An 11,433-nucleotide genomic window follows, 5' to 3' on the forward strand; every position below is an offset into this window, starting at 1 on the left:
TTGTTCAAAACCTCAACAGAAGCAAAGTTACAAACTTGCTCTTTCTTTTTAACTCATTTTAGCTGATTTTTCTTAATTTTGAAAACAAATATTTACGTAATGGAAATCAAGTTAAGACCGTATCAAACTTCAGACACACAGGCAATATTAGATATTATTAATTATAACATTATTAATTCGACTGCTTTGTATGATTATAATACCCGCACTTACGAGCAACAGTTAAGTATTTTAGAAGACAAAGTAACTAAAGGCTTTCCTGTAATTGTGGCTGAGTCAGAGGACATGCTAACAGGTTTTGGTATGTATAGTGATTTTCGATTTAGAGAAGCCTATAAATTTACTGTGGAGCATTCAGTATATGTAAATAATGATTTTCATGGGAAAGGAATTGGTAAAATGCTATTACAAGAACTTATTAATTTAGCTAAGAAACAGGGCTTACATACTATGATTGCCGTAATAGATTCTGAAAACCAAAGCAGTGTTGATTTCCATGAGAAGTTTGGCTTTAAAACAGTAGGCGTTATTAAAGATTCCGGTTGGAAATTTGATCGTTGGCTGCATTCTGTATTTATGCAGTTGATTTTAGAATAAAAAAAAGCGATTTTCTCAAGTGAAAATCGCTTTTTTTTTAAAGTTTATTTTGCAAATTACGCTTTAATCCAGTCAATTACTGATGGATCTGTAGGTAATGTTTTTGGAGAAATTACTTTTTCTAATTCTCCATTTTCATTGATAAGGTACTTTTGAAAATTCCACTCTACATTAGAGTCTTGCAAACCATTTTTAGATTTCTGAGTCAAAAATTGGTAAATAGCGCACATATCATCTCCTTTTACAGATACTTTGTCCATCATGGGGAAAGTCACACCATAATTCATTTGACAAAATGTTGCAATTTCTTCATTAGTTCCTGGCTCCTGAGAAGCAAAATTGTTAGCTGGAAAACCTACGATTACAAAATCCTTGTCTTTATATTCTTTGTAAATAGCTTCAAGATCTTTGTATTGTGGTGTTAATCCACATTTTGAAGCCGTATTTACAATCATCACTTTTTTACCTTTCAAGCTAGCAAAATCAAATTCGTTACCCGATAAATCTTCTACTTTAAATTGATAAATGGTTTGTTTTGTCATCGCTACTTCACTTTTATTAGTTACTGTTTTCTTATTCTGAGCTTGATTTTGGCAACTAAAAAGAAAGAGTGCGCTGCAAGCTATAAACAACATTTTTTTCATGGTTATTTTTTTTTATAAAATTAGACAATTAACAAATAAATAAAACGATTGCTAAGACTTTATTTTCCCTAAACAGATGTTAAATAAAAAAGCCTAGTATCAAACAAAAAACACTAGGCTTAGTAACAAAAACAAACAAATTTTTAAGTTAGTTAAAACGCGTAACTCACTTTAGCTTTCATAAAAAATGGAGTACCTGGAGTAAAATGAATTTCCTCTACACTATCAGGCTCATTTTGTAATCTTGACTCAGTAGCAAACTGAGTTTCATTCCATTTAGTGTCCAATAAATTTTCTACCGAAATTCCGAAAGTGACACTTTTATATTCGTAATTTATATTAAAATCAGCAATTGCATATCCCTTTGCTACAATTGAATTATCTTCATTGGCAGGACGGCTATTTAAATATCGGTAGCGTAAACCACCTGATAATCCATACCATTTTTGGAAGCTCAAACCTCCTGTAGAAGTAAAATCTGGTGCAAGTGGAATGTAGTTTTGACCTTTTGGATCGTCTATACTTCTGGCATAAGTGTAATTTGCATCAGCATCAAAATACAAATAATCATTTAACTGGTAACGCAAACCTATATCGATTCCCATACGATTTGTTTGACCACTTGGCTCGATTATTCCTGCATCTCCTACATAAACAAATTCTTGTTCTAAATATAAATACCACAAAGCAGCGTTAATTAAAACCTTAGGAAATGGCTTCCAGATAGTCCCTAGATCAGTCCCTATCGCCGTAGGAAGTATTTGCCGCCCATTATTTTGAACCACTACCCTAGTGTCATTAGAATGGAAACCCATACCTGATTTTAAATAAAACTGTAAATCATTATTTTGAGAATAGATAAAATTCAGCTTTGGAGAAACTTTAACTTCCGATTCCGATTGCGTATTAAAATTAGTACTGAGTTTATCTTGATAATTGAATTTAAAATAATCCAAACGAACTGCTGGGTTGATCATGAGTTTTCCTAATGTAAATTCAGCGTTCAAATAGGTGAAAGCATTTGTTTCATCAATATCTCCTAATTTTATTTTTTCTAATGTTGTCGTTCTATTGACTGTATGTGAAAGCTCCGTGTCTTTTGTCGCATCAGCTCTAATACCTGCTCCTATTTGATATAGCGCATCTAGAGTATTATTTTTAACTTTTTTGTTTAGTTCTGCATTCAAACCATAAATGGATCGGTCGTCTTTTTGCCTAATCTGATCACCAATTATGGGATCTTCGAGAAAAAAAGTAAAATTGGAATACAATTCAAAATCATATTTAGAGTAATAAACATTGGCTTTTAAAAAGCTATTTTCATTGATAGGTTTACTAATTGTAGCGTTGAGGTTAGTCCGAGATGTAGTTCCGCCCTCTGTGTCATCTACAGCTCCAAATCTCGATAGAGAACCATTGTCTACTAACCGTTGTGGTATTTGTCCAGAAGCGTCCCACTTACTGGAAAAACGGGAAGCAGAAATGGAAATCTTAGTATTATCTTCCATTAGCGCCGAATATTTTCCTAACAGATTAACCCTATTAAAATTTTGGGGAGAATCAAATGGACCATCTGTTAGAATATATTCAGAAGCAATGTATGCTGACTGCTTATTTTGTTTACCCAAAAGGTCAAACAACGCTACCGTTCTTAAAGTGTTAAACTGTCCAGCCTCAATACTTATTCTATTTTTATCTAATTTTTCTTTAGTTTGGAAGGTAACGTATCCTGCCGTTGCAAAATCCCCTTTGCTGGCATAATACGTCCCTTTTCCAAAATCTATTTTTTCTACTGTTTCAGGTATTACAAAGTGTAAATCAGCATAGCCTTGTCCATGTGCATGCGAAACCATATTTACAGGCATTCCGTCTACAGCAATAGCGATATCTGTACCGTGATCAATATCAAATCCTCTTAAAAATATCTGTTCAGCCTTACCACCTCCAGCATGTTGTCCTATAAATAATCCTGGAACTTTTCGTAAAATTTCCTGAGACGAATTAACTGGTACTGTTTGTAAGTCTATTTTCGAAATTACATTCATAGCTGATAACTTCGGCTGAATTACAATTTCATTCAATCTAAAAATATCATCTTCGAGAACGATACTTACTGTATTAGATGTAACGGTATAATTGTATTTTTTAAACCCTAGAGCACTTATTTTTAAAACATTTCCAAGCTCCGTTTTATCAATGCTAAAAGTTCCTAACTCATTAGTATGCGCATGACTATTTGACTGCATATTCGTTATATAGGCGTTTTCTATAGGATTCCCAAACTGGTCAATAACACTTCCATTTTGATTTTGACCGTGAGATAAAATGGCTAATAAACTGCCTATTAAGGTGAAAAAATATTTCATATAACTTACAGTTTATTTACTTTGTCCTCATAATTAGGCCCTAATTCATATATACTACCTAACAATTCTTTCTTGATGGGTTTCACTTTTTCGAAGTCATTATTAGCTTTATAAATCATAGCCAAATGGTATTGCACTTTTGGTTCGAATGATTGCCCAACTACATACTGTTTTGCTATAGCTAGTGCTTTTTCCTTTTGACCAACATTCAAATAAGACCAAGCCAATAAATCGTAAGAATCAGGTGTCGGTCTGTGATCTACTTCTATTTTAGCAATTTCTAAAGCTTTGGTTGCATTTTGTTTTTCGTCTGCAAATACTAAAACATTGTATTTGTTATACATGGCACCATAGTTATTTTCGTCAAGCATTTTAAAATATGCCTTTTCGTTTTTATCTGCCTCGCTAAGGTTTCCTTCATATTGAGCCATTTGATACTTCAATAAATAAAAGTCGGGCGTATTATGCGTAATTTCAATAGCTTCCACAATTCTCTTTGCTTCTTTTGTGTTCTTTTCGTAAGAAAACACAATCCAAGCAATTCCTTTTAAAGCATAGGAATAATTAGGATCTATTTTTAATGTTTTTAAGTAGCTATCGTACGAATCTTGTACTCTTCCTGCATGGCCATAAAAGTCACCAAGATTAGAATAAGACCATATTTTTAATACTTTGTTATCTTCTTTTTCGGCAATGTCTCTTGCCTTTTCCATAAAACTTATGGCAGTGTCTAAATCTCCTTTATGATCATTCCATTTTGCTAAACGAATTAAATAATCATAGTCTTTCATGTCTTTTAAATCATTTAGATTTTTTTCTGCTGCTGCAAAATCACCTAATTCCATTTGGACATCAAATAATAGTTTTTGCGTTTCCTTTTTTCCTTCACCTATAGCCAATGCTTTATTAGCTAAAACTAAAGCTTCTCTAAAACGGTGCTGGGCGATATAATTTCTTCCTAAAGAACGTATAGTGGAAACTTTTGAATAGTTGTTTTCTTCATTAGACTGCGTCAGCAATTTTTCTGTTTTATATAAGAAGGAGATGTTTCCAGTATATTCAAATAAGGTAGCATATTTAGATGCGATGATTCCTAAGTAACTATTTTGATTGGGTGCTTTATCGTACTTCGCCTGCCAGAAAACTATTTCTTCATTAGCAAAATCTAAAGACTCATTGCTTTTTATATTGAGGTATTGTTCGTAATCGGAAGCATTTGTAATTTGTTCTGTTTTCGTTTCGCAACCGAAAATAAATACAATCGTGAAAACCAGTAACGGAATTATTTTATACTGTTTCATAATCAAGTTTTTTGTTTGTTTGTTTGTTTGTTAAAAAAACAGAGTGCTTTACTAGTTCCACACTCTGTTTATTATATACTTATTCTACCAGGCTGCTGCTAAGTAAGGGAAAGCAGTAGTAAAATCTTTATCATTTTTATCAACATGGTCAGAGGTTAATGCAGCGTTAGCCATTCCATCTGAACCACCAAATATTAATAGTAATTCTACATCTATAACATCATCTGCCAAAGCTCTTCCTGTTAAAACATTTGTCCCATCAAAAAAAGTCGTTTTACCTGAAGTTTTTACATTCAGCACATCTGTTGCTAACAATCCTGTAAACTGAGCCGCTGTTTGCCCTAAAGCATTTGTAGTGAATCCAGAATTTAAAGCCAATAATCTAGATTGAAATACAACTTGGTATTTAGCTCCCATTGCAGAAGGCACGGTTGCATTAAAATCGTCTTTTGGTTGTCCTGATGCAATAAAAACTGTATTTATTGCTGGTCTTGCCATCTGATCTTGTTGAACATAAGTTCCTGAAAAATCAGCACTAGCCATTGCATCATTGTTATCGTCGTCGTTGTTACAACTTACTGAAGCTACTGCACCAACTAGTGCTAGAGCTATAATTTTAAATTTGTTTGATTTCATGATATTTATATTTAATTTGTTGGGAATTCATGAACTCTTGGTTTCATTTTATTCCTTCCTTAATTATTAGTAATTATTGTTTTTTCTTAGTTTCTGACCATACATTTAATGTTGCTGCAGTACCCAATTTAGATTTAGGGACTTCAATTACCACAGCTAAAACATTTGTTCCTGCAAAAGTATCTGTACCAGGATTATTAAATCCATTTGGAGCTGTTCCTCCTAATATTTTTTGGAACTGACCTAAGTCAAAGAAAAAAGGATCGTCTCTAGGACCTGCAAAAAACTTCATACCATTTTCAGTAGAAACGGTAGGAGTTTCTCCATATTTAGAAATAAGAACACTTCCTGAAGCTTCACTGGTTTTGATTGTACTTGAAGTTCCTTTAGATGCCGGAGCATAAGGCCCAAAGAAGTACATTTTGTCGCCTTTTCTAATTGCCTGGATAACTAAATCTTCAACATTGTCTCCAGTATTATCAATATTTACTTCAATCATTACATTTTCATTGAAGGAAGCTGCAGCTGTTGCACCAGGGCTAAGTAAGCCTTGCGTATTTACAGCAAATACTAAATTGTTAGTATCTTGTCCTTGAAAAGTATACATATCTGTAATGTCTGCTGCATTACCTGTTACTGATGGAGCGTCTACGTGATCCGCTGCTACTAAAATCAAACCCGAAATCGCCACTAGCGATAGGCCTAATATCATTTTTGTTTTTTTCATTTTATTATAATTTAAAAGGTTATAAAAGCATTTACGCGATTAGATTCCTTTTGGTTTTAAAAAAATTAAAAAAAACATAATAAAAAATACAATAAACTGATTAACAGTGTTTTAAATTATTAAAAAAAATACAAAATTTATGGTACTCACTTTTTTTATAAGTTAGAATATTGTAATTAATTCATTTGTAAGTAAGTTTGTATAAGTTTGTAACAGCAAAAGATAAAATATATGACTCAAGAAGATTTATTAGTCTTAATATATAAGAAGGACGAAAAAGCATTTACACATCTTTACGATATGTATTCAAAAAGTTTGTTTTCGGTAATCAATGTTTTAGTAAAAAATAGAGAAGAAGCCGAGGATGTCTTGCAAGATGTGTTTGTGAAAATCTGGAAAAATATTGATTCTTACCATGAGAGTAAAGGGCGATTTTATACTTGGATACTTAATATTGCTCGCAATACCTCTATTGACAAACTCCGTTCTAAAAATTATAACAATAGTCAGAAAAACCTATCTTCAGATAATTTCGTATATCTATTGGATGACAGTAATAAACTGACCAATAAAGTAGATACTATAGGAATTCAAGAATTTGTAAAAAGACTAAAACCCAAGTGTATACAAATAATAGATTTATTGTTTTTTAAAGGATACACTCAGCAAGAAGCTTCAGATGAGCTGGAAATTCCTTTAGGAACTGTTAAAACACACAATCGAAATTGTATCAATGATTTAAGAAACTATTTGAAAGTATAATGGAAAACGAAAATAAAGAATATATAGACTCTGGAATTTTAGAACTTTATGTTTACGGTTTACTTAGTGAAGCCGAGAATGAGGAAGTGGCTAAACTAGCGAAAGAAAACCCAGCGATTAATGATGAAATTATTGCTATAGAAAAAGCTATTGTTGCTTTATCTTCTAGCTTTTCACCTTTTCACTCCGTAGCTAATTATGAGAAAATAAAGGCTAAGCTTGAGTTAAAACACGCTAAAGTCATAGAAATGGAACCACGCAGCAATAAATCTCAGTATTTGGGCTGGGCTGCAGCTGTATTGTTGCTAATTGGTTTAGGTTACCAATACAATCAGTTAAATGTAACCAATGATCAGGTGGTAACGACAACGGTAGAGAAAGCTAAGATTGAAAAAGAACTCAATACACTGACTATTAAAAATGCGGCAGCCGAAACGAGTCTTGCTGTAATTAGAGATACTAATAATACCGTAGTTGCACTTGGAGGGCAAGCAGTAGCCCCAGAGTCATCTGCTAAAGTGTATTGGAATAAAGACACGCAGGTTGTCTATGTAGATGCAGCTGGTCTACCAGAACCGCCTAAGGGAATGGTATATCAAGTATGGGCATTAAAATTAAACCCATTGACTCCTACAAGTATCGGTTTACTAGATGATTTTGATGCAAATAATCAAAGAATGTTTGCTGTCAATAATATAGGAGATGCTGAGGCGTTTGGAATTACATTAGAACCTGCTGGTGGAAGTCTAACACCTACAATGGAGCAGTTGTATACATTAGGAAAAGTATAATTTACTGCGATTAATTATCGGTCATACAGAGCAGACTTTCTGATGAAAGTCTGCTTTTTTTTTGACATTTAATAATGATTTTTATAAAGGCAAACCAGCATTTTTTGAAGTTTTAAACAATACTGTTAAATGAAATCTATAAAGCAATAAAGAATATTATCTTTGCACTTTTAAATCATACATGAACTATACCTTACTATCTTCTCCTTTACAAGGATTTACTGATTTCCGTTTTAGAAATGCACAGAACAAAATTTTTGGCGGGATTGATACTTTTTACGCCCCATACATTCGTTTGAACGGAAAATTGATTATTAAGAATTCTTATCAGCGTGATTTATTGCCAGAGAACAATTCAGAGTTGGAAGTTATTCCGCAAATTATTACTAACGATGCCGATGAATTTTTATTTGTATCTAAATATGTTCAGGAACTAGGTTATAAAGAGTTAAACTGGAATTTAGGTTGTCCCTACCCTATGGTTACTAAATGTGGTATGGGATCTGGATTAATTAGTAACACCGAAAAAATAGAGCAGATCTTGCATAAAGTGCAAAACGAATCGGATATTATTGTATCGATGAAAATGCGCTTAGGTTATGATACCACTGAGGAGATCTTGGATGTATTACCCATTTTAGAAAAATATGCCGTAAAAAATGTGGCTGTACACGCACGACTAGGAAAACAATTGTACAAAGGCGGAGTGCATTTAGATGCTTTTCAAACATGCGTAGATCAAAGCAAGGTAAAGCTATATTATAATGGAGATATCACATCAGTTGCTAAGTTTCATGAGATGCAGGCTCGTTTTCCTACCATTGATCACTGGATGATCGGTCGTGGTTTGATTGCTGATCCTTTTTTACCAAGCATGATTAAGAACAATAGCACGGAATATCCTAAAAATAAAATGGAATTATTTAGTGAATTCCACAATACTTTATATGCTGGTTATAGCGAATCTTTATCAGGAACAACACATATTTTGCTAAAAATGCACCATTTATGGGAGTACTTTTCGGTTATTTTTTCAAATCCACACAAGGTGCACAAAAAGATAAAGAAAGCCAATAGTATCAGGAATTATGAAGCTGCCGTGGCAGAGATTATTAAAGCGGGGTAGTTAAATGCATCATTTTCCACTATACGTGTTGTTACATTATGAATTTATTTAGAACAGTTTCTACTTAAAACTTAACTTACCATATTTAGTTCTGAAATTCATTTTCTCTAAAGATATTCAAATTTATAGTACTCCTCTAATAATAGCTTAGGCGTACTAAGTATGATGTTGATCAATAGGCATTACTGCTCCACACTTATTTGCGCTCCTAAATTTGGATTAGAACCACTATTGACCCATACTCCATTTGAATTAATATTTGCTGTTTGCCCAAGGCCTGATCCAGTTGTTGCCCATCTTCTAGCAGCGGGTCCATTTCTATCTTGGTTTACGACTAACCAGTAAGATGTACCGTTAACTAAGTTATAATTTTCTGTGAATGAATTTACATTTGTTATTGCACTAGTGTTGTTTAATTCTAAGTTGTTCCAATTAGATGTATAAAGAGTGGCTAGCTTAGTGTTTGGTAAAGCGGAAATCCCTGAACTCCCATTATCACTCCATAGCTCTATTATAAAAATTCCATCTTGATAATTTGTTCTGTAAAGATTTATTTTCACGTTAGTAAGGAAGCCACCAGTAGTAGGAGTAAATTGTTGACCCCAAGCTCGTATATTGGGATAGTTTACAAATGTCGCTGTACCAGCAGGAGCAAGATTATCAAAAACCAACAAACCTTCGGGTATAACACTAATTTTCCCATTGCTATTTAGGTTCTCAGTAGTACCTATATTACCATTTGTACTCACATATTCTGATGTAGTTGTTATTAAACTACCATGTTTATTTAAAGATTGTGAATAGCAAACTTTTGTGAGTAATAATCCTAAAAATATATTGATATATGTGCGTTTTATCATTGTATCATACTTTAAAAAGCCAAACCTTTTGTTATCAGTAAATCTGTTGTTAATAAAACTAGACCTTTTAGCTACGTCCTAGCTTCTTAATTAAATGTGGTTATAAATGATTTAATAAAAATAATCAAATTGAATTCTATCGTTTAACGATAATGCATACGACCCATTATTAGTAGGGTTATAAGTTAAAGTAGTATTAGAAACAGAATAAGCGGTGTTACTAATTCTAATTCCATTAACATACATTTTTACCTTACTATTAGATGATGGCGCTTGCGCTAAAGTAAAAGTCGTTTGAGAAGCCGTTGCTAAAAATTCATCAGTTACATCTCTCACCTGCCCACTTCCAGAAGAAACCGACCCATCTGCCATCAAATATTGTAATGATGTACCGCCAGACTTTATATAGGAAGCCGCCGTAATATTACCACTAGTTTTGACATCGGTTACCGATAAATTACCCAGTTGTATAGTATTATTAGCGGTTACACTAGCTTGGTAACCAACTGCCGTCGTATTAGAAAAAGTTCCATCAGAAACCGTAGCTCCCTGGCCTACGAATGTATTTCCAGAACCTGTTGTTGATCCCCCTGCATTCGCTCCTATAGCAGTGTTATTAGAAGCAGCAGAATTCATTAAAGTTTGGTTACCAATAGCAGTATTATTATCATTCCCTGCAATGTTAAACATTGTTTCCGCACCAATCGATGTATTTCCGTAGCCAGAGGTTAAACCTACCATACTATTATATCCGACTCCTGTATTATTACCAAAGGAAGTTCCTGAATACGAATTTAAAGCTCCTGAACCAATACCGGTATTTCTATATCCTGTACCGCTACCTAAATCCGTTCCTAAAGCAACGTTAGAATCTCCGTTCCCGACACCTTTACCAACTTTAATTCCGTTAGCAATAACGTCAGAAGAAAATGATTTTACGCCAGCTATGACTTGAGCTGTTGTAACATCAACAAAAACTCCCGATGTAGCTGAACTTACAAAGCTATTTACAAAGGCTGTAGTCGCAATTTGGGTAGTATTGGTTTCAGTTGGTGCGGTTGGTGCAGCAGGCGTTCCGGTTAAAACTGGAGATGCCAGAGACGCTTTTAAATCTAAAGCAGTTTGAGTGGCAGTAGAAACTGGTTTATTTGCATCTGTTGTATTGTCTACATTTGCTAAACCAACCATTGACGCTGTTATACCGGTAACTGTACCAGTAAAAGTCGGTGACGCTAAATTGGCTTTTGCCTCTAAATTTGCTGTTGTAGCATAGCTGCTCAAATCTTGATCTCCTGTGTTAGTGCCTGAAATGGCTGCTAGCTTTGTTTTCTCTGCCAATGAATAATCTTCTGTCGAAAGTCCTTTTCCTGCTGCTTTGTCTACTTTTAAATCTAGAGCAGTTTGTGTGGCAGTAGAAACTGGTTTATTTGCATCTGTGGTATTGTCTACATTTGCTAAACCAACCATCGTCGCTGTTATACCAGTAACTGTACCAGTAAAAGTCGGTGACGCTAAATTGGCTTTTGCCTCTAAATTTGCTGTTGTTGCATAGCTGCTCAAATCTTGATCTCCTGTGTTAGTGCCTGAAATGGCTGCTAGCTTTGTTTTCTCTGCCAATGAATA

11 protein-coding genes are annotated in these 11,433 nt (G+C 33.8%); 4 read left to right on the plus strand and 7 right to left on the minus strand.

Annotated elements, in window-relative coordinates:
• Nucleotides 1-99 precede the first annotated feature (99 nt).
• Complete coding sequence (locus tag ACEN2K_RS12695; protein ID WP_441759701.1) at nucleotides 100-597, plus strand: GNAT family N-acetyltransferase; 498 nt, start codon at nucleotides 100-102, stop codon at nucleotides 595-597.
• 56 nt (nucleotides 598-653) lie between these two features.
• Here the strand turns inward: ACEN2K_RS12695 and ACEN2K_RS12700 are convergent, their stop codons facing one another.
• From ACEN2K_RS12700 to ACEN2K_RS12720, 5 genes are all read right to left on the minus strand, one after another.
• On the minus strand, nucleotides 654-1,241 hold the full coding sequence (locus ACEN2K_RS12700; RefSeq protein ID WP_441759702.1) for a glutathione peroxidase: 588 nt from the start codon (nucleotides 1,239-1,241) through the stop codon (nucleotides 654-656).
• A 152-nt stretch (nucleotides 1,242-1,393) separates the two neighbouring features.
• The gene (locus ACEN2K_RS12705) at nucleotides 1,394-3,607 is read right to left on the minus strand and encodes a TonB-dependent receptor (RefSeq protein WP_441759703.1); all 2,214 of its coding nucleotides are present in this window, start codon (nucleotides 3,605-3,607) and stop codon (nucleotides 1,394-1,396) included.
• A gap of 5 nt (nucleotides 3,608-3,612) precedes the next feature.
• Nucleotides 3,613-4,908: a tetratricopeptide repeat protein gene (locus tag ACEN2K_RS12710; protein ID WP_441759704.1), complete on the minus strand. Its 1,296-nt coding sequence runs from the start codon at nucleotides 4,906-4,908 to the stop codon at nucleotides 3,613-3,615.
• Between the two features lie 84 nt (nucleotides 4,909-4,992).
• On the minus strand, nucleotides 4,993-5,544 hold the full coding sequence (locus tag ACEN2K_RS12715) for a DUF4331 family protein (RefSeq protein ID WP_441759705.1): 552 nt from the start codon (nucleotides 5,542-5,544) through the stop codon (nucleotides 4,993-4,995).
• A 73-nt stretch (nucleotides 5,545-5,617) separates the two neighbouring features.
• Complete coding sequence (locus tag ACEN2K_RS12720; RefSeq protein WP_441759706.1) at nucleotides 5,618-6,271, minus strand: DUF4331 family protein; 654 nt, start codon at nucleotides 6,269-6,271, stop codon at nucleotides 5,618-5,620.
• Between the two features lie 231 nt (nucleotides 6,272-6,502).
• Between ACEN2K_RS12720 and ACEN2K_RS12725 the strand changes: the two genes are divergently transcribed.
• The 3 genes from ACEN2K_RS12725 to ACEN2K_RS12735 all read left to right on the plus strand — a co-directional run bounded on the left by ACEN2K_RS12725 (nucleotide 6,503) and on the right by ACEN2K_RS12735 (nucleotide 8,950).
• A complete protein-coding gene (locus ACEN2K_RS12725; protein ID WP_441759707.1) occupies nucleotides 6,503-7,033 on the plus strand; it encodes an RNA polymerase sigma factor in 531 nt (176 codons plus the stop codon).
• On the plus strand, nucleotides 7,033-7,824 hold the full coding sequence (locus ACEN2K_RS12730; RefSeq protein WP_441759708.1) for an anti-sigma factor: 792 nt from the start codon (nucleotides 7,033-7,035) through the stop codon (nucleotides 7,822-7,824). The genes ACEN2K_RS12725 and ACEN2K_RS12730 overlap by 1 nt, the downstream gene beginning before the upstream one ends.
• Nucleotides 7,825-8,005: 181 nt before the next feature.
• On the plus strand, nucleotides 8,006-8,950 hold the full coding sequence (locus ACEN2K_RS12735; RefSeq protein ID WP_441759709.1) for a tRNA dihydrouridine synthase: 945 nt from the start codon (nucleotides 8,006-8,008) through the stop codon (nucleotides 8,948-8,950).
• Between the two features lie 182 nt (nucleotides 8,951-9,132).
• Here ACEN2K_RS12735 and ACEN2K_RS12740 read toward each other — a convergent pair whose 3' ends face one another.
• Nucleotides 9,133-9,810 (minus strand): hypothetical protein, encoded by a 678-nt coding sequence (locus tag ACEN2K_RS12740; protein WP_441759710.1) that lies wholly within the window; start codon nucleotides 9,808-9,810, stop codon nucleotides 9,133-9,135.
• Between the two features lie 111 nt (nucleotides 9,811-9,921).
• On the minus strand, nucleotides 9,922-11,433 hold a 1,512-nt coding region (locus ACEN2K_RS12745; RefSeq protein WP_441759711.1), incomplete at its 5' end, for a beta strand repeat-containing protein.

Source organism: Flavobacterium sp. W21_SRS_FM3, from assembly GCF_052113625.1.
In the GTDB taxonomy this organism is placed as follows: Bacteria; Bacteroidota; Bacteroidia; order Flavobacteriales; family Flavobacteriaceae; genus Flavobacterium.

What these genes read in the sequence shown, in the direction of transcription:
- ACEN2K_RS12695 (WP_441759701.1), top strand. Translation starts at nt 100, where the DNA reads ATGGAAATCAAGTTAAGACCGTATCAAACTTCAGACACACAGGCAATA.
- ACEN2K_RS12700 (WP_441759702.1), bottom strand. Translation starts at nt 1,241, where the DNA reads ATGAAAAAAATGTTGTTTATAGCTTGCAGCGCACTCTTTCTTTTTAGT.
- ACEN2K_RS12705 (WP_441759703.1), bottom strand. Translation starts at nt 3,607, where the DNA reads ATGAAATATTTTTTCACCTTAATAGGCAGTTTATTAGCCATTTTATCT.
- ACEN2K_RS12710 (WP_441759704.1), bottom strand. Translation starts at nt 4,908, where the DNA reads ATGAAACAGTATAAAATAATTCCGTTACTGGTTTTCACGATTGTATTT.
- ACEN2K_RS12715 (WP_441759705.1), bottom strand. Translation starts at nt 5,544, where the DNA reads ATGAAATCAAACAAATTTAAAATTATAGCTCTAGCACTAGTTGGTGCA.
- ACEN2K_RS12720 (WP_441759706.1), bottom strand. Translation starts at nt 6,271, where the DNA reads ATGAAAAAAACAAAAATGATATTAGGCCTATCGCTAGTGGCGATTTCG.
- ACEN2K_RS12725 (WP_441759707.1), top strand. Translation starts at nt 6,503, where the DNA reads ATGACTCAAGAAGATTTATTAGTCTTAATATATAAGAAGGACGAAAAA.
- ACEN2K_RS12730 (WP_441759708.1), top strand. Translation starts at nt 7,033, where the DNA reads ATGGAAAACGAAAATAAAGAATATATAGACTCTGGAATTTTAGAACTT.
- ACEN2K_RS12735 (WP_441759709.1), top strand. Translation starts at nt 8,006, where the DNA reads ATGAACTATACCTTACTATCTTCTCCTTTACAAGGATTTACTGATTTC.
- ACEN2K_RS12740 (WP_441759710.1), bottom strand. Translation starts at nt 9,810, where the DNA reads ATGATAAAACGCACATATATCAATATATTTTTAGGATTATTACTCACA.